At 39.0% G+C, this 25,023-nt stretch carries 22 protein-coding genes; 16 read left to right on the top strand and 6 right to left on the bottom strand.

Translation table 11 applies throughout. The features are described from left to right. Positions 1-91: 91 nt before the first annotated feature. From AC4G3N_RS09005 to AC4G3N_RS08990, 4 genes are all read left to right on the top strand, one after another. Positions 92-874 carry an HAD family hydrolase gene (locus AC4G3N_RS09005; RefSeq protein WP_491090040.1) on the top strand — a complete coding sequence of 261 codons (783 nt, stop codon included), beginning with the start codon at positions 92-94 and terminating at the stop codon, positions 872-874. 322 nt (positions 875-1,196) lie between these two features. Continuing rightward, positions 1,197-2,885, top strand: a complete 1,689-nt coding sequence (locus tag AC4G3N_RS09000) for a DUF6044 family protein (RefSeq protein WP_491090039.1) — start codon at positions 1,197-1,199, stop codon at positions 2,883-2,885. Between the two features lie 14 nt (positions 2,886-2,899). Continuing rightward, on the top strand, positions 2,900-3,898 hold the full coding sequence (locus AC4G3N_RS08995; protein ID WP_139891345.1) for a glycosyltransferase family 2 protein: 999 nt from the start codon (positions 2,900-2,902) through the stop codon (positions 3,896-3,898). Between the two features lie 45 nt (positions 3,899-3,943). Further along, positions 3,944-4,540 carry a DedA family protein gene (locus AC4G3N_RS08990; RefSeq protein ID WP_491090038.1) on the top strand — a complete coding sequence of 199 codons (597 nt, stop codon included), beginning with the start codon at positions 3,944-3,946 and terminating at the stop codon, positions 4,538-4,540. Positions 4,541-4,624: 84 nt separating this feature from the next. Here AC4G3N_RS08990 and AC4G3N_RS08985 read toward each other — a convergent pair whose 3' ends face one another. The 4 genes from AC4G3N_RS08985 to AC4G3N_RS08970 are packed head-to-tail and all read right to left on the bottom strand — an operon-like array spanning position 4,625 to position 7,620. Continuing rightward, entirely contained in the window at positions 4,625-5,395 is a 771-nt protein-coding gene (locus AC4G3N_RS08985; protein WP_491090036.1) for an ABC transporter permease, read from the bottom strand. Then, positions 5,392-6,294 (bottom strand): ABC transporter ATP-binding protein, encoded by a 903-nt coding sequence (locus AC4G3N_RS08980; protein WP_066101092.1) that lies wholly within the window; start codon positions 6,292-6,294, stop codon positions 5,392-5,394. Before AC4G3N_RS08980 ends, AC4G3N_RS08985 begins: the two co-directional genes overlap by 4 nt. Continuing rightward, complete coding sequence (locus tag AC4G3N_RS08975; protein WP_066101089.1) at positions 6,294-6,497, bottom strand: PLDc N-terminal domain-containing protein; 204 nt, start codon at positions 6,495-6,497, stop codon at positions 6,294-6,296. The genes AC4G3N_RS08980 and AC4G3N_RS08975 overlap by 1 nt, the downstream gene beginning before the upstream one ends. Beyond that, positions 6,490-7,620 carry a helix-turn-helix domain-containing protein gene (locus tag AC4G3N_RS08970; protein ID WP_491090035.1) on the bottom strand — a complete coding sequence of 377 codons (1,131 nt, stop codon included), beginning with the start codon at positions 7,618-7,620 and terminating at the stop codon, positions 6,490-6,492. The genes AC4G3N_RS08975 and AC4G3N_RS08970 overlap by 8 nt, the downstream gene beginning before the upstream one ends. A 600-nt stretch (positions 7,621-8,220) precedes the next feature. Between AC4G3N_RS08970 and AC4G3N_RS08965 the strand changes: the two genes are divergently transcribed. From AC4G3N_RS08965 to AC4G3N_RS08915, 11 genes are all read left to right on the top strand, one after another. Further along, on the top strand, positions 8,221-9,162 hold the full coding sequence (locus AC4G3N_RS08965; protein ID WP_491090034.1) for a S66 peptidase family protein: 942 nt from the start codon (positions 8,221-8,223) through the stop codon (positions 9,160-9,162). Further along, a complete protein-coding gene (locus AC4G3N_RS08960; protein ID WP_491090033.1) occupies positions 9,149-10,231 on the top strand; it encodes a dipeptide epimerase in 1,083 nt (360 codons plus the stop codon). Before AC4G3N_RS08965 ends, AC4G3N_RS08960 begins: the two co-directional genes overlap by 14 nt. A 15-nt stretch (positions 10,232-10,246) precedes the next feature. Then, positions 10,247-11,164 (top strand): C40 family peptidase, encoded by a 918-nt coding sequence (locus AC4G3N_RS08955; RefSeq protein WP_491090032.1) that lies wholly within the window; start codon positions 10,247-10,249, stop codon positions 11,162-11,164. A 428-nt stretch (positions 11,165-11,592) separates the two neighbouring features. Further along, positions 11,593-12,201 carry an alpha/beta hydrolase gene (locus AC4G3N_RS08950; RefSeq protein ID WP_491090031.1) on the top strand — a complete coding sequence of 203 codons (609 nt, stop codon included), beginning with the start codon at positions 11,593-11,595 and terminating at the stop codon, positions 12,199-12,201. A 15-nt stretch (positions 12,202-12,216) separates the two neighbouring features. Beyond that, positions 12,217-12,831: a flavin reductase family protein gene (locus tag AC4G3N_RS08945; RefSeq protein ID WP_491090030.1), complete on the top strand. Its 615-nt coding sequence runs from the start codon at positions 12,217-12,219 to the stop codon at positions 12,829-12,831. A gap of 283 nt (positions 12,832-13,114) precedes the next feature. After that, entirely contained in the window at positions 13,115-16,099 is a 2,985-nt protein-coding gene (locus tag AC4G3N_RS08940) for a YhgE/Pip family protein (RefSeq protein ID WP_491090029.1), read from the top strand. Positions 16,100-16,207: 108 nt separating this feature from the next. Further along, on the top strand, positions 16,208-16,759 hold the full coding sequence (locus AC4G3N_RS08935) for a glycerol-3-phosphate responsive antiterminator (protein ID WP_491090028.1): 552 nt from the start codon (positions 16,208-16,210) through the stop codon (positions 16,757-16,759). A 184-nt stretch (positions 16,760-16,943) separates the two neighbouring features. Further along, entirely contained in the window at positions 16,944-17,783 is an 840-nt protein-coding gene (locus AC4G3N_RS08930) for an MIP/aquaporin family protein (protein ID WP_491090027.1), read from the top strand. A 60-nt stretch (positions 17,784-17,843) separates the two neighbouring features. Then, complete coding sequence (glpK, locus tag AC4G3N_RS08925; RefSeq protein WP_491090026.1) at positions 17,844-19,334, top strand: glycerol kinase GlpK; 1,491 nt, start codon at positions 17,844-17,846, stop codon at positions 19,332-19,334. 171 nt (positions 19,335-19,505) lie between these two features. Continuing rightward, positions 19,506-21,176, top strand: coding sequence for a glycerol-3-phosphate dehydrogenase/oxidase (locus AC4G3N_RS08920; RefSeq protein ID WP_066101068.1), 1,671 nt, complete (start codon positions 19,506-19,508; stop codon positions 21,174-21,176). Positions 21,177-21,314: 138 nt separating this feature from the next. Continuing rightward, positions 21,315-22,379 (top strand): lactonase family protein, encoded by a 1,065-nt coding sequence (locus AC4G3N_RS08915; protein ID WP_491090025.1) that lies wholly within the window; start codon positions 21,315-21,317, stop codon positions 22,377-22,379. A 42-nt stretch (positions 22,380-22,421) separates the two neighbouring features. On the opposite strand, the gene AC4G3N_RS08910 is transcribed toward AC4G3N_RS08915, so the two are convergent. Together AC4G3N_RS08910 and AC4G3N_RS08905 are read right to left on the bottom strand one after the other, a co-directional pair. Continuing rightward, the gene (locus tag AC4G3N_RS08910; RefSeq protein ID WP_139891338.1) at positions 22,422-22,601 is read right to left on the bottom strand and encodes a hypothetical protein; all 180 of its coding nucleotides are present in this window, start codon (positions 22,599-22,601) and stop codon (positions 22,422-22,424) included. Between the two features lie 136 nt (positions 22,602-22,737). Beyond that, the gene (locus AC4G3N_RS08905) at positions 22,738-23,286 is read right to left on the bottom strand and encodes a TlpA family protein disulfide reductase (protein ID WP_491090024.1); all 549 of its coding nucleotides are present in this window, start codon (positions 23,284-23,286) and stop codon (positions 22,738-22,740) included. A gap of 161 nt (positions 23,287-23,447) precedes the next feature. Here AC4G3N_RS08905 and gntK point away from each other — a divergent pair, with 161 nt between their 5' ends. Beyond that, positions 23,448-24,986, top strand: a complete 1,539-nt coding sequence (gene gntK, locus AC4G3N_RS08900; RefSeq protein ID WP_491090023.1) for a gluconokinase — start codon at positions 23,448-23,450, stop codon at positions 24,984-24,986. Positions 24,987-25,023 lie beyond the last annotated feature (37 nt).

Here is a 25,023-nt window from a genome sequence, read left to right as displayed (position 1 = left end):
ATGTTTCATAATGCCATCATCCAAAGAACAAAACTTTTCTATATTAATAGGATCAAACCGGAGCGGTTGATGCTGGGACGGAGGAACCGATATGTTAAAGGCAATCATGTTTGACCTCGATGATACATTGTTATGGGATCAAAAAAGTGTTCAGGAAGCTTTCAGGGTAACCTGCAGGCTGGCTATGGACAAATATCAGATTGACCCAGTGCAGCTAGAAGAATCAGTTAGAAAGGAAGCCACAAAACTGTACAGCTCCTATGAAACATTCACTTTTACACAAATGATTGGGATAAATCCATTTGAGGGATTATGGGGGGATTTTCAGGACAAACATGAGCAATTTCAAAAGATGGCTCAAATCATGCCGCTCTATCGCAGGGATGCGTGGACGAATGGGTTGAAAGCATTGGGAATAGAGGATGCAGAGTTAGGACAGGAATTAGCAGAAAAGTTTCCTGAAGAAAGAAGAAAACATCCCTTCATTTATGAGGATACCTTTGAAGTGCTGGATCAATTAAAGGGTTGTGTTAAACTTCTTTTACTGACAAATGGCTCCCCACAATTGCAAACAACAAAGCTGGAAATAACACCTGAAATAGCTCCCTATTTCGATCATATTGTCATTTCAGGGGATTTTGGACAAGGTAAGCCGGCTCCCGAACTCTTTGAACATGCTGTAGGGTTATTAGAGGTTGAAAAAAAAGAAGTCCTGATGGTTGGAGATAATCTGATGACGGATATTCTCGGTGCCAATCGTGCAGGAATAAAATCTGTTTGGGTAAACCGCCATCATAAAGTAACGGATCAAGTGAAGCCTACCTATGAGATTAAGAAACTGGCAGATTTACTACCATTGCTGAAGGAAATATAATTATGAATATCTTGTGAGAGAAATTTCAAGAAGTGTCGCGGAGACCAATTCATCCTTAAGGGGTTAAGTACCCCAGGTTGAATTGGTTTTTTATTTTTGACTGTTTTCATAATGATGATTTGCCTTTACATACAACAATAAGCCTATATTTGAAAATTACCTAGTTTACATTAAAAAAGGTTGAGGGTGAAGATTTGTAATATCCATATTGACCCAATAGCTCCTTGACATGGGGTATATAAATAGCTACCATGAGTACATTATAATTTTACAATTATTGGTGGATTGATTTAAATATATCTTGAAAAGTCGGTGTATAGCAGTGGGGGAATTAAGAAACAAATGGACTGAGGAAACTAAGTTATTGATAGCTGCGATGGTGTTGTTGATCATTTATTTGGCTCCGATGTTTATACTTGGTGAAGATTCTCATATACGGGTGCATGATAACTTAGATTCCAATATCGCTTGGTACAAGGTTCTGAAGGATAATCAAATGCTGTTTGGACCGATAAATGAGACTATTCCACAAATCATTAATGGTTTGCCGAGGAATTCAATTGGAACTGAATTCAGCGGAATTGAATGGCTCCATTATTTATTACCATCCATGACGGCATATTCAATCAGTCAGGCGATTACTAGAATTTTTGCGTTTATTGGAATGTATCTCTTACTTAAAAAGCATGTTGTTAGAAAAGAGGAACATGGATTTATACGTGTATTCGTTGCGTTGGCCTTTGCTTTGACACCTTTTTGGCCATCCGGAATGCTAGCCACATTGGGGCAGCCATTAGCCTTGTATGCCTTTTTAAATATTAGAGGCAGAGATAGTAAATGGACGGATTGGCTCATTCTAATCCTTTTGCCTTTTTATTCGAGCTTTGTACTGGGGTTCTTTTTCTTCCTGGTGGCTATGGGATTGCTTTGGCTTTATGATTGGATCAAGAAAAAAGACCCTAATTGGAAATTCTTCGGCAGTATTGCTTTAATGACTTTTATTTACCTGTTGATTGAATATCGCTTGGTTTATTCTTTGATATTTCCTGAAGAGCCCAACAGCCGGGATGAATATTTCAGCTCTGCATTAGGATTTGCGCGATCTGTCCGTCTGATATTTAAAAATTACATAATTGGACATAATCATGTATTAACGCTTCATCAATATATTATTTTGCCTGTGTCATTTATAGCTTTATGGTTTATTTATCGGAATAAGCTTTGGAAAAGTGAGAAACGCTATGTTCAGCTGTTTATCTTGAATTTTATTTTATCTGCATGGTATGCGTTTTGGTTTTATGAGGGATGGGCATCCTTGAAAGAACAAATTTCACTTTTAAATAATTTTAATTTTGCCCGTTTTCATTTCCTGAGACCGTTAGTTTTGTACTTATTGTTTGCCCTGTCCTGCCGTATTCTTTGGAAAAATGGAGGGGGATGGAGGCAGTTTTCAAAAGGAGTCATTGTCGCTCAGCTGATTGTCTTATTTATGTACAATCCGGAAGTGTATTATGGAAGACTGGATTCACCGACTTTTAGGGAGTTTTATGCTGTTGACCAATTTACTGAGATAAAAGATTATATTGGAAAACCTCAGGATACGTACAGAGTGGTAAGTATAGGATTACATCCTGCTATTGCTCAATATAATGGCTTTTATACCTTGGATACGTATAACAATTACTATCCATTGGCGTACAAGCATCAGTTCCGAGAAATTATTGAGAAGGAGCTGGATAAGAACGCTCAGCTTAAAAAATATTTTGATAAATGGGGCGGGCGTTGTTATATTTTCGTGGATGAGCTTGGTAAGAAATATGATTACGAAAAAAATTCATCCAAAACAATAAAAAATTTAGAGTTGAATACGAAGGTACTGAAAGAAATGGGCGGTCAATATATAATCTCAGCTGTACCTATTGTGAATGCAGATGAGAATAACCTTGAATTGATGGATGTTTTTGATCATGAAGATTCAGCTTGGAAGATCTATCTATATCATGTCATGTAAAGGAGTTACTCATAATGAATCTGCCTGTATTAACAATCGTTGTGCCTTGTTACAATGAACAGGAGGTATTGTCTAAAACATCTGAAGAGCTTTCATCCATTCTAAAAGAGCTATTGGACTCCCGTGTAATCTCAGAAAGGAGTGCTATTTTATTTGTGGATGATGGCAGTGTTGATGATACCTGGGATTTAATACAAATGGAGAGTGTACAGAATAGTTTAGTCAAGGGGCTAAAATTAGCTGGCAATGTAGGTCATCAAAATGCATTGCTCGCTGGTCTGGCAACAGCCCAAAAGCATTCCGATTGTGTCATCTCCATCGATGCTGATTTACAGGATGACATACAGGTCATTAAAGAGATGGTTGAAAAATACAATCAGGGATATGATATTGTCTATGGAGTCCGAGATCAGCGAAAGAAGGATACTATATTCAAGCGGACTACAGCGCTTAGCTTTTATCGTATGATGGGCAAATTGGGAATCAAACTAATTCCTAATCATGCAGATTTTAGATTAATGAGCAAGCGTGCATTGGGAGAACTTTTAAAATATAAGGAACGGAATTTATTCTTAAGAGGTATGATTCCAATGATTGGATTTTCCTCCGCTGAAGTCTTTTATGATCGGAAGGAAAGAGAAGCGGGAGAGTCTAAATATCCGTTGAAGAAAATGATTTCTTTTGCGCTTGATGGGATTACCTCCTTTAGTGTTGCGCCGATACGCTGTGTTACTTACATTGGCTTTTTGACGCTGTTTATCAGTGTGGTCGCAGGCAGCTATGCTCTGATTCAAAAAACACTGGGGAATACACAATCTGGTTGGACATCCATCATGATTTCTCTGTGGATTATTGGTGGCCTGCAGTTGATTGGTATTGGAATAGTGGGTGAATACATTGGCAAGATTTTTAAAGAGGTTAAACAAAGGCCGATTTATGCCATTGATGTGGACAACTATACTGAAGATCAAAAAGACCAGGCGAACCAGGAAAATCAATATAAATCTCGCTAACAGGGTTATATATGTATCTTGGTTTGAAAACAGGAAGGAAACTACATGACGCTTGATGCTATTACAAATTATATACAGCTGTATGGATACTGGGTGATTATCTTAGTTTTATTTTGCGGGATTGTGGGAATTCCTGCACCTGAAGAAACATTTGTTATTTTTATCGGTGCTGTCATTGCTGAACAAAACCTCAATTTTCTTTGGGCCATCTGCGCTGCACTATTGGGAACTAATGTGGGTATGCTTTTTACCTATATGATTGGAAGGAAGCATGGGACATCCATCATCCAGAAGTATGGAAATCTAGTGAAAATCACACCGAAACGCTGGCAGAGTATGCATAAAAGGTTTGATCAATTTGAAAATAAAATGGTTGTTATAGGATATTTTTTACCGGGACTTAGACAGCTAACTCCCTATATGTCAGGAACACGTGAATTACCATATGCAAAATTTTTCTCGCTTGCGTTTTTAGCAAGCTTACTATGGACAACCCTTTATATGACGATTGGATTTTATTTCGGAAATATGATTGGTCTCAAGTATTTAAGCTTCATTGCGGTCATTTTTTTCTTGATTTTCATCGTAGTACTTGCATGGAAAAATTGGTTCTCTCCTGCGAGAAGTAAAGTTAGCTCTTAATATTTAACATATTGTTCATTATAATGTAGAGAAACAGAAGCCGCTGTTAGGATGAACTGACAGCGGCTTCTGTTTTAACATATCTTATATCTTTTTTGTTTTGAAAATCGTAACCGCAACAGCTAGGCATATTCCGACCATGCCGACAGATATTGCAATCGGCGTGACATACTCTCCCGGTGCTTTGAGCCCTGTCAGGAGACTCATGGCTTCGGTTAGCTTCATCGGTGTGAGAGATTCTAGCTTTGGGAAAAGTCCGATGAGATAAACTGCCAGTACAGTACCCCCAGTTCCGAGTAAAACAGTGGTATTACTAGAGGATAGTGTAGAAAACAGCACCATAAATGATAACACCCAAAGCCCGAAAAGCCAGTAACACATTGCTGCAAAGCTAGTGTACATGGCGATGCTATTATCCCAATAAAAAGCATTATAAGCATAAGTAATACCAAAGCAAATCCAATAGCAAGCTGTCCACGATATAAATATCATCATGCTCTTTGCGATAACGAATTTCCAGCGCGAGAGACCCTTTGTCAGAACAGGGATGAGTGTTCCTTTTTGATATTCTGAAGTAAAGGATCCACTGCACATCAGTATAAAAATAATCAGTGCTATTGGAATGTTTTTATAAAATTGTGTCCAGGAGGTCAAGGCATCTACTGTAACCTCTGTAACGACAAGGCCTGATCCCTGCAGAGAGTCTGCCATCATTTCCATCATCCATGGAGTTATCTTTGCTATAGCTGGATTCATAATCCCGAAAAGTACAAATACTAGCAGTAGAATGAGCAATCGTCCTGTTCGACTCCATTCCATCCACTCTTTTTTGAAAAAAGCTAGAAAAGATTTCATTTACTGACGACCTCCATAAACAGAGATTCCAGCGATAGCTCCTGCTTTTCGAAACGGCGGAAAGGAATATGATGTTCCAATATAAAACGTAATACGGCTTCTGTCTGTACCTGATCAGCTCGCTCCAGCAATAGGTGTTTCTCATTGCTTTTTTTGATGCTTGGAAAAGCAGCAAGTAGTTTTGCCGTATCTTCTGGATACTCCAACTCAATTTCATACCCGATGCTTGCATAGTCTCTTTTTAACTTTTCCATTGATTCCTGCAACACGATTTGGCCTTCGTGAAGGAATGCGACCTCATCACATATACGCTCAACATCGGAAAGAATATGCGTGGAAAAGAGAATAGTTGTATGTTCCTTTGCTGCGGTAAGAATATCTAGAATTTCCCTTCTTCCAACAGGATCGAGAGAGGAGGTCGGTTCATCGCAAATCAACAGTCTAGGTCGGTTGAAAAGCGCTTGTGCAATTCCGAGCCGTTGCTTCATGCCGCGTGAAAAACCTTTGATTCGCCGTTTCTCATTGGAGAGTCCCACAAGCTCCAGAAGCTCCGTTGTACGAGCCTTGATACTCGAAGATGACATCCCTGTGAGCTCACCGCAAAAATGCAAATATTCTTTAGGAGCCATAAAAGAATAAAACTCAGGTACATCAGGTAAATATCCAATAAGCCGATTTGTGGGAGTATCGCCGTAGCGAACCTTTTCTCCGCCAACAGTAATCTCCCCGCTGTTTGCCTCCAGCAAGCCAAGAATAATTTTCATAGTCGTAGTTTTCCCAGCGCCATTCTGACCCACAAAACCAAAAACAGTATGCTCCGGTACAGAAAAAGTGACATCCTCTAATACTTTTTTATCTCCAAACCGCTTTTTTACATGAGATAAAGTTAACATATTCATCATTCATCCTCTTTTCCAAGCAGGAAATACAGAATAGGTCCTATGAATTGCATGCCGATTATCACGATAACTAGCCACATGGTACGACTGCCGCGCTTATAGGTATTATGTGTCAAAATATGATGGATGGTATAACCCAGCAATGTAAATTCTGCAATAACCAAAGGAATAATAAAGGGTAAGAATTCTTTAACTTCATTCATAATATTTCACTCCTTCCGTAAGTTCTCTTTGTATTCTCTTAAATTCTAGATTGTCCTGAAGTGCTGTCAATAATGGATGCTTAAAAGACTCCAGTACACTTTTTGCCACAAGGCGCATATTTCGTGGCGGTGATGCTCCTAGGTCAAGTTTGCTAATCCATTCATCCAGCCTGTCAAAATAAGCATCGCCGTGGAGCAACGCGTGCTCATGGGTAAAAAGCACTCGAACTACCTGAACATATTGATTTAGCATTCCCAGCGCCTTTTCTTTTTCTCCATGTGTGATATAGACAAGTGCTGCCTGATAGAAAAATTGTGCTGCGCTATTGGGATGCAGGTTGTTTAAATCATATAGCCGAATCAATCCCTCTGTTTTTTTAATCGTTTTTTCACATACTGCAGGGTCATCCATATGAATGGCTAGGTATTGGACCGCAGTTGTAATCAGCGATATCACATGTAGATACATATTGATTTGTGTATAGCTTTTGGCTTTGTCTAAATCCCCGACGGTCAGATAGGCCTGTGCCAAAATTGAATCACTTTGGTGATAGATGCGAGTTGGATCTGCTATCATCTCCAATGCTTCAATGACTTCTTCAGCTTTACCGAGTTGGAGGTTGAATACAGCTTTCACAGTGATAGCATCATTACAAATATCTATTACTTTACAATTTTCATCTATATGCTCACAAAGTGTTACAGCTTCGTGCAAAATTCTTTGTTGCTCATCATGGTCCTTTGCAAGAGGAAAATGGTTCAGCCAAAGGATGCAGATCTGGAGTAAAAAGGAATAACAGGAATAATAGCGGCGAACCAGTTCTCGTGATTTATTCATCACTTCATTAAAGGGCAGTCTTGTATAGTCAGAAGCAAGCTCCACATATAGCTTTTGGATTTGTTCCCGACTCAACTGTGCTTCATAGCCCAGCAATTCATCTATACTTACATCTAGAAAAGATGCGAGCTGGGGTAATAGTAAGATGTCCGGCAAGCTCTGTTTATTTTCCCATTTAGATACGGATGCCTTCGTAACACCGATAAAATCCGCTAATTCCTTTTGGGTGAGTTTCTTTTTACGGCGCAGGTTAGCAAGGTTATGTGAAAAATTTAATGAGTACATACAACTACCTCCTATAACTATTGTAACCATAGATGCTGTAAAGCTAAATGGAGCAATACGATATTTTTCGATACAAAATCAACTAACGAGAAACTTTACGTTAAACAGTCAATAATAAATAAGCCTCAGGATCTTGTTATGGTGATCCAATGAATGTCAGTTCACGGCAACTCCAATCATAAATCCAATCTCCAAGTGGCTTACCTATGATATTTTTTTGCCTGTTGATATTAAAAAATCGTTCCTCTAAATCGTTGTTTACTTATGTAAATTAAGGGGGTTATTGTTATTATGAATAAGGGATAGTAAAAGTACTTTTTGTATTCTTTTGAAGAAATGGGTTTTCTAAGATTTCTTATAGCATTAATTGATTGATAATTTAGAAAATAGGTAAGGGCATGTGGATATGTTTTTAGTTATAGAACTGAATAGGACTGATTTATTTTACATACATTTATTTTAGTTGGCTCTTTATTAAGTAGGAATCGCAAAGAAGTTATTAATATTAAAGATTCCTATAAAGAAATGAACCTATAGTTCTCAGCTAGTTTATGGATGTTCAATAGAGCATCCTTTATTTCATAATTGGGGAGTGAGAAGATGTTAGAACAACTTAAACCAAAACGGATCAAAAAGGGAGATACAGTGGGCGTTATTGCTCCTGCCAGTCCTCCGAAGAAGGAGGCCCTTCAAAAAGCACTGTCTTTTCTGGAACAGGATTTAGGTCTTACTGTAAAAATGGGCAGTCACATCTATAAGGAATATGGTTATCTTGCAGGCGAAGACGCAGATCGGGTGGAAGATCTTGAAGCGATGTTTAAAGACGAGGATGTAAAAGCCATTATCTGTGCTTGTGGAGGATATGGAACAGCGCGAATTGCGGATGCCATCAATTATGAAGTAATCCGAGATAACCCAAAGATTTTCTGGGGATACTCAGATATTACGTTTATACATACGGCGATTCGACAAAAGACGGGCTTGGTCACCTTTCATGGGCCTATGCTTGCATCTGATTTAGGTAATGATGATGCACATCCTCGCTCTAAGGAATCATTTACACAGCTGTTTCAATCTGAAGAAGTGATCTATACAGAGGATATCTCTCCATTACACCCTATTATCGAGGGAGAAGCGGAGGGAGAATTAGTAGGAGGCAATCTAAGCTTGATAACAACGACCTTGGGTACTCCATTTGAAATAGATACGAAGGGAAAGATACTTCTAATAGAAGATATTTATGAAGAGCCAAGGAATATTGATATCTTCTTAAATCACTTATGGTTGGCTGGAAAGTTAAATGATATTGCCGGTCTAGTCATTGGTGATTTTGCTGATTGCCAGCCAAAAAGCAGACGGACACTCACCCTCGATGAGGTATTGACTCACTATACAAAATTGATTAATAAGCCAGCTATGAGTGGATTTAAAATTGGCCATTGCAATCCACATATTGGAATACCACTTGGCGTGAAAGCCAAAATCAGCACTGCAGAGAAGACACTTACTATTGAAAGCGGAATTGCAGATGAAGATTATTAATATCGATACCTATCGTATACAAGTTCCTTTACTTAAACCATTTAAAACAGCGTTACGAATCGTAAATACAGCTGACTCTGTTTATGTGAAAATTCAATGTGACAATGGTCTGGTTGGATGGGGAGAAGCAACCGCAACTGCTGTTATCACTGGTGATACATTACAATCAATAGAAACAGCGATTCACGACTTCTTTAAACCTCATTTAATAGGAAAAGATATTTTGAGTTTCGAAGAGATCTTTCATGACCTATCCGCTATTATGACAAGGAATTCAAGCGGAAGAGCGGCAATTGATATGGCTATTTATGATTGTTTGGCCCAAAATAGTAAGCTGCCTCTCTATCAGTATTTAGGTGGCAGAAGCTCTCAGCTTGAAACAGACTTTACGGTAAGTGTAGATATCCCTCACATAATGGGGGAGGAGGCGCTGGAATATGTAAAGAGCGGTTTTACGACCTTAAAGGTTAAAGTAGGTCTCGGTAATATAAATGAGGATATTGCGAGAGTAAAAGAAATTAGAAAGTGTGTGGGGAATGAAATTACGATTCGTCTGGATGCTAACCAGGGGTGGACAGCGAAGGAAGCGATTCAGGCAATCCGCCGTATGGAAGATATGGGTTTACAAATTGAATTGGTGGAACAACCGGTGAAGGCAGATGATTTGGAAGGCCTCAGACAAGTAACAAATCAGGTGAATACATTTATTATGGCAGATGAAAGTGTATTTACCCCAAGGCAAGCCTTAGAGGTCATTCGTACACGAAGTGCAGACATGATTAATATTAAATTGATGAAAACTGGGGGGATTTTTTATGCCCAGTACATTAACCAACTAGCGGAGGCGGCAGGGATGGAATGCATGATGGGCAGTATGATTGAAACACATTTAGGTTTAACAGCTGCTGCTCACTTTGCTGCAAGTAAACGTAATATTACCCGCTATGATTTTGATGCCCCTCTCATGTTATCCCGCTCCTTGATTGAAGGCGGCATACAATATAAGGGAAGTAAATTTACTTTACCCGAAATAGAAGGCTTAGGTATAAGGAATATTCAGCTCAAGTGAGAGGAGGATCAAAAAGTGGGATTTACTCACAAAATCATGACCGTAAATGTAGCTGTAGCGACCGTTTGGACTACAAATCAGTCTTATAGAGAGCTTGATCGTCCAGCCATTAGCCAACCGGTCCGATTGGAGGAATGGCTTCTATTTATGGATGAGGCTGAGCGGCTTGATATATGCGAATCCAATAGAATCCAGACCCAATTATTATTTGGTGAACGAGTTCTGCTGCTTGAATGTAAAAATGGATGGGCCCATATCATTGCCATCGAGCAGTCTTCAAAGAAAGATTCCAGAGGATATCCAGGCTGGGTACCTCTATGCCAGCTGGAGGATTATGAATTTGCATCCAATGACACTTTTGCTTTGATTGAAAGTCGGAAGGCTTTGCTTACACTGGAGAAAACACAAGAAACCCTAGTGCTAAGCTATCAAACGAAGTTATCATACCTTGGTGAAAAAAATGGATGGATACTTGTAGACACCCCCTTAGGAATCGGATATTTACACACAGATGATGTTGCTTTATTTAACAAAAAAGAAAAGAGGTCGCGAGGAAGTGATGCAGACATCATCATTTCTGGAGAACAATTTATCGGCTTACCCTATTTGTGGGGTGGACTGAGCAGTTATGGGTATGATTGCTCAGGATTTACCTATACCATTTATAAGGCAAATGGCTATAGTATTCCACGTGATGCAAGTGAGCAGGCGCAATATGGTACGCCGGTTGCCCTGAATGAGGTGCAAAGGGGGGACTTGCTTTTCTTTGCATATGATAATGGAAAAGGAGCCATTCATCATGTCGGGATTTATTATGGACAAGGTAAACTTCTTCATTCACCGCATACGGGTAAATCAATTGAAATTATCCCGATTGATGGCACAATATATGAAAAAGAGTTATGCATGGTAAGGAGATATTGGGAAAAATAGAATTCAATTCTCTAGTTTATTGAAAGACTCCAAGCATATATTTAACTGCTTAATAAGATGTGATTCGTACCAAAAGAGACAAAACCAAGATTAAAAGAAAGGTTAGAAGTTACAATGTGGAACCATAAACCATACTATCGGTACCAATGAATAGTCCTGATCAGAGCTTTTCCATACTGATCAGGACCTTTTTGTGCTGGTTATCCCGATACTTTTTAATGGTCATTCACTAAAATGATCCTAATCGATCATTTTAATAGAAGTAATACGCTTACTACTCAATTTTGTAATAAATAAAGTTCTATAATATACTAGTTTCAAGATAAATTTAAAGTAAACTTAATAGGATTGAAATTTTATGGGATAAGAATCCCAAGAACTAGAGGGATAAATTGGAACGTTTTAAGCGATAAATTGGGGGAATATGCATGAGAGACTATTTTATAAAAGGAACAAATATGAAACTTCCAACACTTTTTATGCTGCATGGTACAGGTGGAACAGAGCATGATTTATTGCCAATTGCTAAATTAATTTCACCTGAGTCCTCCATTTTAAGTGTCCGAGGCAACGTTTCGGAAAATGGAATGCCAAGGTTCTTTAAAAGATTGGCTGAAGGTGTTTTTGATGTTGAAGATTTAAAGTTTCGTACAATGGAACTAAACGATTATTTAAACGAAGCCTCATTTAAGTATGGGTTTGACCGAAACAATGTGTTGGCAATCGGTTATTCAAATGGAGCAAATATAGCTGCCAGTATGCTTTTTCACTACCAACATGTATTAAAAGGAGCTATTTTGCATCATCCTATGGTTCCTTTAAGAGGAATAAAGCTGCCAGAAATGGAACGTCTGCCAATCTTTATAGGAGCTGGCAAAAACGATCCAATTTGTTCACCAGAAGAAACAAAAGAACTGAGTGAAATGCTGAAGGCTGCCGGAGCCAAAGTAGAAGTTTATTGGGAACAAAATGGACACCAGCTGACACAATCAGAGGTAGAGGCTGCAGGATTATGGTTTTCTCAGCAATTTAAATAAATTGGAGATGATTAGATGATATCCCTAAATCCAACCGAAATGAGTGAGCGAGAGAATTATACCTTTTTAACAGGGGCAATCGTTCCTAGACCGATTGCCATTATCTCAACCATTTCTAACGAAGGAATTATGAACATTGCACCTTTTAGTTATTTTACGATCGTTAGTTCAAATCCCCCACTGATTGCTGTATCAATCCAGCGAAGGAATGGCGAAAGAAAGGATACAGCAAGAAATGCAATCGATTCGGGAGAATTTGTCCTACATATTACAGATGAAGAAAACGTGGAGGGAGCGAATTGGACAGCAGCTGAATTGCCTCCGGACCAAAGTGAATTAGAAGGATCTCCCTTTCAAACAGTAGATAGTGTTCATGTACGAGTCCCAGGGCTTAGCCCTGCGAAAATTCGGATGGAATGTACCGTACATAAAGTAATACCGCTTGGAGGCCATACCGCAGAAGATGCAGGTTGTGATCTATTAATCGGTAATATTGTTTTTTATCATATAGATGAAGCCATCTACAAGGATGGTACAATCCGTACAGAATTACTCAAGCCTGTTTCCCGGCTTGCTGGCCAAAATTTTATGAAGATTGGTGAACAATTTAAACTGGAAAGACCAAAATAATAGAGTACAGAACTTCCCACTTCGAGTAGGGAGGTTTTTTTATGGGGTCTTTTGGTAATATAAAAGGTCTAAAAGACTACAAAAGATAAGTTTTTCTTTAACTAAGTCATAAGATTTTCTTATTAAAAATTAAAAAAAGGTACAAAATATCTAATTAATTTACAAATTTGTTAAATTACTAGAAGGACTTTCACTAAATATTCAGAATATATAATCAGTATACGAGTGGTTGCGCTTTCATAACCACCTTAATATAGATAAATCAGACTAGTGGGGGTAATGAATGAACGCTTTAGGTAATGGGAATCGGATGTCAGAACTCGGTCGCAGGAGAGGTTTTTGGATCTCATTAATTGCTGTTTTACTGGTACCGTTAGTTTATGGATTAATTATGCTAACGCCAAGTTGGGGACCATATGATAATCTTTCAAACTTACCGGTCGCAGTTGTGAATAATGATTCAGGTACTGTAACAGATGGCAAGGAAGTCAATGTTGGCAGAGACTTGGTAGCGAAACTTAAAGACGGGAATGACCTGGGATGGAGATTTGTCAGTAAGGAACAAGCGAATCGCGGACTTAATGATAATGAATATTATATGGTAATTGAGATTCCTGAAGACTTTTCCCAAAAGGTAGCAACCGTAATGGATGAAAATCCGGAAAAACCGGAACTAAAGTATACGCAGAATGAAGGTCTGCATTTTATAGCTGCAACAGCAACGAAAACAGCTATAGGAACAATTAAAGAGCAGCTTGCTGATACAATCACCGCTACCTATACGAGCACAGTTTTTGCTCAGCTTGGTGATGTAGCAGAAGGATTTAAATCCGGTGAAGAAGGTTCAACAAAGCTTCATGAAGGCTCTGTTAAACTAAAGGAGGGTACTGGAACCCTACTGGATTCATTAACAACAAAAACAGGAGATATTCAGAAGCTGGCAGACGGTTCAAAGGAACTTGAACAGGGACTCGGTCAATTGAATGGAACGATGGCTGGAAAATCAGCTGATATCACAAGATTGGCAAATGGAGCAGCCCAGGTTAGTGATGGTTCAGGCCTTATTTATTCATCCGTAAGTGGTAAGACCGGCGATATCAATACACTTGCAAGTGGGTCGAAGCAGGTTGAGGATGGGTTGGGCCAGTTGAATGGCACTATGGCAGGAAGTTCAGCTAGTATTGCAATGCTTGCTGATGGAGCAGCTGATCTCAGAGACGGCTCAGGTTTAATTTATTCAACAGTGGGCGGTAAGGCCGCTGAAATTCAACAACTAGCAGACGGATCAAAGACAATTGAAGATGGTTTAGGGACATTGTCAGGAACATTTAGTGGGAAGGCGAAGGATATTGAAGCACTTGCAAAAGGATCCAAAGATCTTAAAGATGGATCAGATTATCTTTATTCCCAGCTTAATGGCAATAAAGATAGTATTGCAAAGTTGGCTGCTGGTGGAGCAGCCATATATGATGGGACTGAAAAGTTGAAAAAAGGTACTTCTGATATGTTGGTTGGTTTACAATCAGCTCAATCAGGAGTCAAACAATTAAATGGTAGTATGCCTGAATTGGAAAATGGAAGTGCTAAAATTTCTGGAGGTTTAAATAAATTAGCTGAAAATACACCTAAATTAGCAGATGGATCGGCAAGGGTAGCCGCCGGTATTGAAGAATTGGCTAAAAAAATCCCTGGTATAGAACTTTCCCCTGATTATCAATTGTTATTAGCAGGGGCTAAAGAAGTAGCCGCAGGGATGAGTGAAGTAAATCAGGGGATAATAGCGGAAAACGGTCTCAATGCTGGTGCAGCTTCATTGGCTTCAGGTATTTCTAAAAAGCTTAAACCAGGTGTAGAAGAGTTAAATGCTGCATTTGAAAATCAAATCATACCGGGTCAAAAGGGTATTGTTCAAGGAGCATCAGAATTAACAGTAGGTGCAGAACAAATAAAATCTGGTACGGATTCCGTAAGTACAAATTGGGGAGTAATCACTAATGGTGTAGGTGAAATTAATGGTGGCCTTACCACAGTAGCTGCCGGAAATCAATCAGTTAACGAAGGCTGGAAAACCGCAGTAGACGGATCCAAACGTCTTTATGACGGGTCTAAACAAGTAGCAGCAGGCACAGGGTCAGTTAACACTGCATGGGGTACGTTAACAACATCGTTAAATACGCTAAATAAAGGTGCTGTGCAAGTGGCAGACGGTAATGCTACGGTTAACGATGGCTGGAAAACCGCAGTAGCAGGTTCTAAACAGCTTTATGATGGTTCCAAGCAAGTGGCAGACGGAACAGCAACAGTAAATAGTGCATGGGGTACATTGTCAACATCTTTGAATACGTTGAAAAATGGTGCTGCTGAAGTGGCTGGTGGTAATGCCACAGTGAATGCAGGCTGGAAAACAGCTGTTGATGGATCTAAGCAACTATTTGACGGTTCAAAGCAAGTAGCTGATGGTAACGCAACAGTTAATACTGGCTGGGGTACGATGAAGGAAGGCGTGACTGAAATTGATAAAGGTGTCGGTCAAATCAAAGACGGTACACTTGAATTATCCAACGGCTTAGGTGACGGAGCAGAAAAAACGGCAGGTATAAATGCTACTGATGAAACGATTAGCATGTTCTCCTCGCCGGTTGAGCTGATCGATTCGAAAATTAATAGTTATTCGTATTATCGTTATGCAAATGCTCCATATGTATTATCGTTAGCATTATTTGTGGGTGTTTTATTAATGATGTTGGTTGTTGGGGTTAGAAAACCAATGGATGCAGCTATCTCAAACTTCGCATGGTATTCCAAAAGATTTGGTTTACTCGCTTTATTGGTAGCTGGTCAGGCGATTCTTCTTTCTGGATTTACCATATTCTTTGTTAATTCAGGATTTGCGAATAGTCTTTTGCTCATCTTGTTTGCTGTATTGGCGAGTATTTCATTTATGTCAATTGTGTTCTTCTTGACTATGCTTGCCGGCAACATTGGTTTGTTTATAGGTGTGGCACTTTTGATTATGCAGCTTTCTACTACCGGATCTGCATTGCCAATCGATATGCTGCCTGAATATTTACGTGATCTAAGCACTGTCCTACCGATGACTTATTCGATTGCGGGATTCCGTGCATTGGTATCTCTGGATGACTTCGGTATGATGTTTGCAAATGCAATGATACTAGTTGTCTTCCTGGTTCTGTTTGCTGGACTATCTGTTGGATTATCCTTTTTCAAGAAGAATGAATCAGCAGGGGATGCAGAAATAGTACGTTAATCATAATCATATAAATCCCTTTTAGTAGAAGAATACATAGATTATATGTATTCTATATTGAAAGGGATTTTTCCTTATGAATAAGGGGTCTGAATGGGAGAGATTAGATTGGAACAGAAAATATTACCGGCAGCTTCAAATATGAAGGACTTTGAAAGGTTTTTACATTCAGGATTTAAAACAGGTGTTATTTTAGAAACTCATCTGGGACAAATCAAACATATTACTCAAATGGCCAAAATGGCAGATAAACAGTTGTTCTTTCATGTGGATTTAATCAATGGTCTAAAGAATGATGAATATGGTACTCAATATCTTTGTCAGGAGTTTAAACCGTTTGGTGTCATATCCACAAAATCAGCGGTTATCCAAGAAGCAAAAAAACATCAGGCAATAGCTGTGCAGCGAATCTTTATGATTGATAGCCATGCGCTCGAACGCAGCTATAAGATGGTCAAAAAATCACAGCCTGATTATATTGAAGTACTACCGGGCGCACTTCCTAATATGATTAAGGAAGTTGCAGGGGAAATTCAGCTGCCGATCTTTGCGGGTGGTTTAATTCGAACAGTTGAAGAAGCGAAAGAAGCAATTGAAGCTGGCGCTGTCTCGATAACCTCTTCTAAACGAGAACTTTGGCAGTATTTTGCAGGGGAATGAGTCGAATTCCCTATTTATTTCTTTTTATTGGACAGCGTTTACAAATAGTTTTACACTGTGTTTAAGTTAATAAGTATGTGAAAAGACATGGAGACACAGGTGGCAGTATTCCTTAATAAGTAGGAATGCTTTAGTGCTTGTTTCTCCATTTTTTTTGATTTTATATGATAGGGAGATGGAAGGAATGACACCATTTTGGGGTGAATTAGTAGGTACGATGATTTTGATAGTTTTCGGAGCTGGAGCGTGTGCCGGAGCCAACTTAACTAAATCTTATGCAAAGGATGCTGGATGGATTGTTATTACCATTGCCTGGGGGCTTGGTGTTACATTAGGCGTTTTTGCAGTCGGCGGTATTAGCGGTGCTCATTTAAATCCTGCTGTTACATTTGGTCTTGCGTTTAGCGGAGATTTTGCTTGGGCAGATGTACCAGGATATATTTTGGCGCAAATGATTGGAGTAATGATTGGGGCTACTCTTATTTATTTACAATACTTACCGCATTGGAAAGCGACTGAAGATTCAGGGACAAAATTAGGAGTTTTCGCAACTGGTCCAGCTATTCCTCATACATTTTCAAATTTACTTAGTGAAATTATAGGAACATTTATTTTATTGCTAGGTCTGCAATTCATTGGAGCAAATGATTTTACGGAAGGCTTAAATCCATTCGCAGTCGGTCTTTTAATTGTAGGAATCGGTATGGCTCTTGGGGGAACAACTGGTTATGCCATTAATCCGGCACGTGATTTAGGTCCGCGTATTGCACATGCGATTCTTCCGATAGCAGGGAAAGGCCCATCTAATTGGGGATATGCTTGGATTCCGGTTGTAGGACCCATTCTTGGCGGATCCTTGGGGGCATTGTTCCATAAAGCGGTCTTCAATAATACGCTGACAGGCGCTTTCTGGGCAGTATTAGCTGGTACTGTAGTTATCTTGGTAATCGCTTATTTTATGACTAATAAAGATTCAGAACAAGCACTACGACAAGCTAATGATCCAGTAAAAGCAAGGTTATAAGTTACTAACTTTAAAGAAATCGATTATAATATAAAAATTAGTAGATGGGAGATGAAAAAAATGGAGAAATATATTTTATCAATTGATCAGGGGACTACTAGTTCCAGAGCTATTTTATTCAATAAAAAAGGGGAAATTGTACATAGTGCTCAAAAGGAATTTACACAGTACTTTCCAAAGCCGGGCTGGGTGGAGCATAATGCCAACGAAATTTGGGGTTCAGTGCTTGCTGTTATTGCGGGCTGTCTTTCAGAATCAGGTATAGAGGCAACGGATATTGAAGGAATCGGAATTACAAATCAGCGTGAAACAGCGGTGGTTTGGAATAAAGAAACAGGTCAACCTATTTATAATGCGATAGTTTGGCAATCCCGCCAGACAAGAGATATATGTGAGGAATTGAAAAGCGCTGGCCATAATGATCTTTTTCATTCTAAAACCGGTTTGTTAATAGATGCCTATTTTTCTGGCACAAAAGTTAAGTGGATCCTTGATAATGTAGAAGGTGCACGTGATTTAGCCAATGAAGGAAAATTGTTATTCGGGACAATTGATACATGGCTAATCTGGAAGCTATCCGGCGGTAAAGCTCACGTAACTGATTATTCCAATGCTTCAAGAACAATGATGTACAATATTTATGACCTTGAGTGGGATGATGAATTATTGGAGATATTGGATGTTCCGAAATCCATGCTTCCAGAAGTGCGTCCGTCCTCTGAGGTATATGCACAAACGATTGATTATCACTTCTTTGGTAAGAGTATACCTATTGCAGGTATTGCTGGTGACCAACAGGCAGCATTGTTTGGCCAGGCATGTTTTGAAAAAGGAATGGCTAAAAACACATATGGAACAGGCTGCTTTATGCTCATGAATACAGGTGAAAAACCGGTTAAATCTGAAAAAGGATTATTGACCACTTTAGCCTGGGGATTAAACGGTAAAGTTGAATATGCATTGGAAGGTAGTATCTTTGTAGCGGGTTCTGCTGTTCAATGGCTCCGAGACGGATTAAGGATGCTTAAGGATGCTGCTGATAGTGAAACATATTGCCGGGCAGTGGACTCTACGGATGGCGTGTATGTCGTTCCAGCCTTCGTAGGTCTCGGTACTCCATATTGGGATAGTGATGCAAGAGGAGCGGTCTTCGGTCTGACAAGAGGGACTACAAAGGATCACTTTATCAGAGCAACCGTTGAATCTTTAGCCTACCAAACAAAAGCTGTTATTGATGCAATGGAAGAGGAATCCGGAATTGAATTGAAAACATTGCGTGCCGATGGCGGTGCTGTTAAGAATTCATTCTTGATGGAATTCCAGAGTGATATCTTAAACGTGCCGGTTGAAATACCAAAAATTAATGAAACGACTGCCCTTGGAGCTGCTTATTTAGCTGGGCTGGCTGTTGGATTCTGGGAAAGCCAGGATGAAATTGCTGCGCAATGGATCATTGATAAATCATATGAACCGACTATGGAACAAGAGAAACGTAATGAATTGGTTGATGGTTGGGAAAGAGCGGTTGCAAGTACCAGAACCTTTAAATGATAATTCAATTTTGTATGAGTTTTTCTCAAAAAATGATATAATGAAAATAAGTTAATATAAGGTTAGAGATTTTAAGAGACCGCGAGTACATTCCTTTAAATAAGGGTAATGTATTTTGTGGTCTCTTTTTATTATCTCAATAGCACTTATCAACAGAGGAGGAACAAGAGGATGGGTTTAAATAGTTTAAATAGACATGAATATAAAAATAAATTACAAAACACACATTTCGATGTGCTTGTCATTGGTGGAGGAATTACCGGAGCAGGGATTGCTTTAGATGCAGCTACAAGAGGGATGAAGGTGGGCCTAGTTGAAATGCAGGATTTTGCAGCCGGTACATCAAGCCGTTCAACCAAGCTGGTTCACGGTGGATTGCGCTATCTAAAGCAATTGCAAGTAGGAGTAGTTGCAGAGGTTGGGAAAGAAAGGGCTATTGTTTACGAAAATGGTCCTCATGTTACAACACCTGAATGGATGTTATTACCCTTCCATGAAGGCGGTACATTTGGTAAATTTACTACTTCCATTGGCTTACAGATGTATGATTTTCTTGCTGGAGTGAAAAAGGAAGAACGCCGCACTATGCTTACAGTAGATGAAACAATTGAAAAAGCTCCATTGGTTAGAAAAGATGGCTTAAAGGGTGGGGGCTACTATGTTGAATACAGAACCGATGATGCCCGCCTGACGATGGAAGTCATGAAAGAAGCGTTTGAACAAGGAGCAAGCTTACTGAATTATGCCAAGGTCGAGGATTTAATCTATGAAAATGGAAAAATAGTAGGTGTAAATGTTAAGGATATATTGGATGAGGATTCCTTCCAAATTAAAGCTAGGAAGATTATAAATGCAACGGGTCCATGGGTAGACTTTATACGTGAAAAAGACAATTCTAAAAAAGGTAAAGTGCTTCAGCTTACTAAAGGTGCACACATAGTGATTGACCAATCCCGTTTCCCTTTGAAACAAGCGGTTTATTTTGATACCCCTGATGGAAGAATGGTATTCGCGATTCCGCGTGAAGGGAAAGCCTATGTTGGGACAACAGATACATTCTATGGTCAAGATCCAATCAATCCAAAAATGACTGATCAAGACAGAGATTATATATTGGATGCTATTAACTATATGTTCCCTTCAGTAAACGTTACTAAAGAGGATGTGGAATCCAGTTGGGCTGGAGTGCGCCCATTAATCAGCCAGGAGGGGAAAGGTGCTTCTGAGATATCCAGGAAAGATGAAACATGGGTATCTGATTCTGGGTTAATTACGATTGCAGGCGGAAAATTGACAGGATATCGTAAAATGGCTGAAACCGTTTTGGATTTAGTAGCTAAACAATTCAGAGATGAAGGATATAAACATTTCGGTAGCTGCTATACTGAAAAAATGCCGATATCCGGCGGCCGTGTTGGAGGCTCAACGAAATTTAGTTCATATATAAGCAAAACTAAAGAAAAAGCAATCGGAACCGGGTTATCAGATACAGAAGCAAGAGAGATTATTTCAACATATGGATCCAATGCTCCGCTTCTGTTTGAAATAGCCCGAAAAAACAAAGAAAAAGCGAGCGAAATAGGGCTGCCATTACCAGTATTGGCTAAATTGGGCTATGCAATTGAATATGAATTGGCTTATACGCCGCTTGATTTCTTTAATCGCAGAACTGGCATGGTCCTATTTGATATTAAGCATGTTCATGAATACAAAGATCAAGTGATTTCGTATATGAAAAAAGTACTGCATTGGACTGAACAGCAAACAGAAATGTATACTAAAGAGCTTGAAACTGAATTGCATGATGCTGCGTATCCACAATCCGAGCTGGTTACGAATTAATATAAATACGGATAAATGACCCCACTTCCTTGAAATATAGGTTGTGGGTTTTTTTTTAAGATTCAATATCTTTAAAAAGGGGAATAGAAATGAAACAGAAACTATTAGTTTATTTAACACGGGATGGGGGCAGTCAAGATGAATGAAATTCAAGGAAATAAGAAAAATGAATGGATGATTTATACCGGATCTTATGCAGAAGCAACAAGTACGGGTATTCATCTATTCAAATTGAACGTGAAAGAAAAAAAACTTGACTTAGTTGAGAAATATACGGGTATTGAAAATCCTTCCTTTCTTGTTATAAATAAAGCTCAGACCCATTTATACGCGGTAAGTGAAGTTGAGTATGGGATGGTTGTCTCTTATGCAATCAATCGGCAATCCGAACAGATTAGAGAGTTAAATCGCAAATCTACGAATGGGATGGCACCTTGCTATGTCAGTCTTAGTGAAAATGAATCTTGTTTATACATTAGTAATTATGGTGGCACGGTAACTAGGATAGAACTACAAGAGGACGGAACACTTGGAGAACATACGACAACAAATGAACATGTTGGATCAGGGGTTTGGGCAGACAGACAGGATGCACCGCATGCTCACTCAATCGTACCGGTACCGAATTCCTCCGTTGTAGTTGCAGCAGATTTAGGTACTGATAAAATTTATGTATACGATGATAAGGATTTTGCCAATTTGGCTAAAATGTCTACTATTCCTGGATCGGGTCCAAGACATTTTGCCTTTCACCCTACATTGCCAATCATGTATGTCATCCAGGAATTAAGCAATACAATCGCAGTATTTGAATTAAATGACCAACATATACCGGATTCTCTTCTAGGGGTGGTTACTACATTGCCGGATGATTACAAAGAGGAAAATACAGCAGCCGATTTGCATATTTCAGAGGATGGCCAATTCTTATATGCCTCAAATAGAGGGCATGACAGTATTGCAACGTACAAAGTGGCAGAATCAGGTATACCGGAAATTATCGCATTTACACATACGGAAGGACAGGGACCGAGAAATTTCGAGTTAATAGACGAAGAAAAAGTACTCATTGCAGCAAATGAGCAAAGTGATTCATTAGTTTTATTTGAAATTAATAAAGAAGGTATTCCAACCTTTACAGGGAATACGATTTCTCTTTCGAAACCCGTTTGTGTTCAAGCGATTGCAAGAAATCATGAATGATACAAAAATAGCTGGTTTGGATTCTCCCAAACCAGCTGTTATTTAATTGGATTGTTCTTTTAAAGACTGTGTATAAGCCGTAAAGATACCTAATACAATAATAGCCATTCCGCCGTTTAATAGGGAGTATTGCAAATCCCAATGGCCTGCATATAAATTTTTAATAGACAACACGCTGATTAACACAAGCATTAATGTAATTAAAATATTGTATGCTTTCATTCGTGAATCAACACCCCTTGATTTGTAATTGATCTTTTTCATAGATTTTATTTTACTATGGTTTAGGTATAAAATAAAAAAAGTATAATTTTGTCTTTTTTTGTTATTTTTTATTGGGTATACTTTGGGTCGCTCCTCAATCAATTGTTTCTATCAGATTTTCTATCGTTTCTTTTTGCAAGGGTCCGATCATTCGCTTTTGAATGATGCCGTTAGAGTCAATGAAATAACTGGTTGGGATCGTTATAATTTTATATAATTTAGCAATAGTACCCGTTTGGTCCAGTAATACAGGATACTTGATCTTATACATATCTTGGAAGGTTTGAACGGCTTGCTTGTTTTTTTCTGAATAGGTCATATTCACGCTTAATACAGTGATCTTCCCCATTTTATGTTCACTATAAAATTCATTGAGATCTGGTATCTCTAATTTGCAGGGAGGGCACCAGCTTGCCCAAAAGTTTAATAAAACTTTTTGACCGCGATAATCAGATAATTTTATGGTTTTTCCGTCCGGAGTTTTTAATTCGAAATCAGGTGCAGATTGACCTTCCTTAATTCCTGTTTGAGTCAAAACAGGTATAGATTCCTCTGTAATAGGCTCTTTTTGTGTCTGCGTGTAAATAAATAAAAATATAAATAAAAAGAATGGAGCAAGAATGGCAATTGTTTTATTCTTCAATATGGATGAGGCCTCCTGATGTCCGTTTTTATTTAATAGAAAGTATTTGCCAGTCGTGAAAAAAATAATCAATAGGCGTCAAATTGTGTTAAGTTGTTTATAAAAATATGAATAAAGGTAAGAATCTAGTATTGAGCTTTTAGGGAAGTGAGGGAAGATAGATGTTTTATATAGGAGTTGATATAGGAACCACGAGTACAAAGGCTGTATTATTTTCGGGAGACGCATCTGTGCTCAGCAGCTATCATGTAGAGTACCCATTATATAGCCCGACTCCACTTACAGCAGAGCAGAATCCGGATGAGATCTTTCATGCTGTACTTAATGCAATAAGAGGAGTAATGGTCCAAAGCCAAATAAATCCTGATGAACTGTCGTTAGTATCCTTTAGCTCGGCTATGCACAGCGTAATTGCGGTTGAGGAAAATGGGAATCCATTAACTCAATGCATTACATGGGCTGACAGCCGTTCAAAGAAGTGGTCCGACTATATTAAAAATGAGAGGAATGGACAAAACATTTATCGGAGAACTGGAACGCCAATCCATCCGATGTCTCCTCTAACAAAAATCACTTGGTTGGTGAATGATTATCCCGAATTAGTGAGTAGGACATATAAATTCATTTCCATTAAAGAATATGTTTTCTATAAATTATTTGGGCAATATGTGATTGATTATTCGGTTGCTTCAGCAACAGGAATGTTTCATCTTAAAAATTTAGAATGGGATTCTGAGGCATTGGCAATCGCGGGTATTACAGAGACCCATTTGTCTAAACCAGTACCAACTACATATTATTTATCTGGCATGGACTCCGCCTATGCTGCGGATATGGGGCTGTTGCCGGATACTCCATTTGTAATAGGAGCCAGTGATGGCGTTCTCTCCAATCTGGGTGTCAATGCGATTGATCCAGGGATTGTAGCAGTCACGATTGGAACGAGCGGAGCCATTCGTACGGTAACAGATAGGCCGATTACGGATGAAAAGGGCCGAATTTTTTGTTATGCATTGACGGATAAGCATTGGGTGATTGGCGGACCAGTTAATAATGGAGGTATGACTTTTAGATGGCTAAGAGATGAGCTGGCTTCAGCGGAAGTAGAAACAGCTAAACGCCTCGGAATTGACTCATATGAAGTACTCACCAAGATAGCATCAAAAGTAGCGCCGGGGGCAGATGGACTACTATTCCACCCATATTTAGCTGGAGAGAGAGCGCCCATTTGGAACCCTGATGCCAGAGGATCGTTCTTTGGCTTGGGACTTCATCATAAAAAGGAACATATGGTCAGAGCGGTGCTTGAAGGAGTCATTTTTAATCTCTATACAGTCTTATTAGCTTTGCAGGAATTGATAGGTGTGCCAAGTAAAATCAGGGCAACGGGGGGATTTGCGCGCTCGGAGTTATGGAGGCAAATGCTTGCGGATATTTTTAATCAGGAAGTAGATGTGCCAGAAAGCTTTGAAAGCTCTTGTTTAGGAGCAGTTGTACTCGGCAGATATGCACTCGGTGAAATTGAAGACCTATCCGTTGTATCAAATTATGTGGGAACTACACATGTCCATACGCCGGTTAAAGCAAATGTAGAAAGATACGAGGAATTACTGCCAATTTACATCAATATATACAGAAAATTGGAGACTGAATATAGCAGTATAGCAGCTTTCCAAAACAAATGGATTAATCATAAATAAGTTGATTTGAAAATAACATTGTCGAATAATATTGACA

The sequence above is a fragment of the Bacillus sp. z50 genome (assembly GCF_058313585.1).
Note: the sequence above shows the minus strand (reverse complement) of the source record. Positions and strands in the feature narration are given on the sequence as shown.

Coding starts and splice junctions, on each gene's coding strand:
- AC4G3N_RS09005 (WP_491090040.1), top strand. CDS start 92: ATGTTAAAGGCAATCATGTTTGACCTCGATGATACATTGTTATGGGAT.
- AC4G3N_RS08995 (WP_139891345.1), top strand. CDS start 2,900: ATGAATCTGCCTGTATTAACAATCGTTGTGCCTTGTTACAATGAACAG.
- AC4G3N_RS08990 (WP_491090038.1), top strand. CDS start 3,944: ATGACGCTTGATGCTATTACAAATTATATACAGCTGTATGGATACTGG.
- AC4G3N_RS08985 (WP_491090036.1), bottom strand. CDS start 5,395: ATGAAATCTTTTCTAGCTTTTTTCAAAAAAGAGTGGATGGAATGGAGT.
- AC4G3N_RS08980 (WP_066101092.1), bottom strand. CDS start 6,294: ATGAATATGTTAACTTTATCTCATGTAAAAAAGCGGTTTGGAGATAAA.
- AC4G3N_RS08975 (WP_066101089.1), bottom strand. CDS start 6,497: ATGAATGAAGTTAAAGAATTCTTACCCTTTATTATTCCTTTGGTTATT.
- AC4G3N_RS08970 (WP_491090035.1), bottom strand. CDS start 7,620: ATGTACTCATTAAATTTTTCACATAACCTTGCTAACCTGCGCCGTAAA.
- AC4G3N_RS08965 (WP_491090034.1), top strand. CDS start 8,221: ATGTTAGAACAACTTAAACCAAAACGGATCAAAAAGGGAGATACAGTG.
- AC4G3N_RS08960 (WP_491090033.1), top strand. CDS start 9,149: ATGAAGATTATTAATATCGATACCTATCGTATACAAGTTCCTTTACTT.
- AC4G3N_RS08950 (WP_491090031.1), top strand. CDS start 11,593: ATGAGAGACTATTTTATAAAAGGAACAAATATGAAACTTCCAACACTT.
- AC4G3N_RS08945 (WP_491090030.1), top strand. CDS start 12,217: ATGATATCCCTAAATCCAACCGAAATGAGTGAGCGAGAGAATTATACC.
- AC4G3N_RS08940 (WP_491090029.1), top strand. CDS start 13,115: ATGAACGCTTTAGGTAATGGGAATCGGATGTCAGAACTCGGTCGCAGG.
- AC4G3N_RS08930 (WP_491090027.1), top strand. CDS start 16,944: ATGACACCATTTTGGGGTGAATTAGTAGGTACGATGATTTTGATAGTT.
- glpK (WP_491090026.1), top strand. CDS start 17,844: ATGGAGAAATATATTTTATCAATTGATCAGGGGACTACTAGTTCCAGA.
- AC4G3N_RS08920 (WP_066101068.1), top strand. CDS start 19,506: ATGGGTTTAAATAGTTTAAATAGACATGAATATAAAAATAAATTACAA.
- AC4G3N_RS08915 (WP_491090025.1), top strand. CDS start 21,315: ATGAATGAAATTCAAGGAAATAAGAAAAATGAATGGATGATTTATACC.
- AC4G3N_RS08910 (WP_139891338.1), bottom strand. CDS start 22,601: ATGAAAGCATACAATATTTTAATTACATTAATGCTTGTGTTAATCAGC.
- gntK (WP_491090023.1), top strand. CDS start 23,448: ATGTTTTATATAGGAGTTGATATAGGAACCACGAGTACAAAGGCTGTA.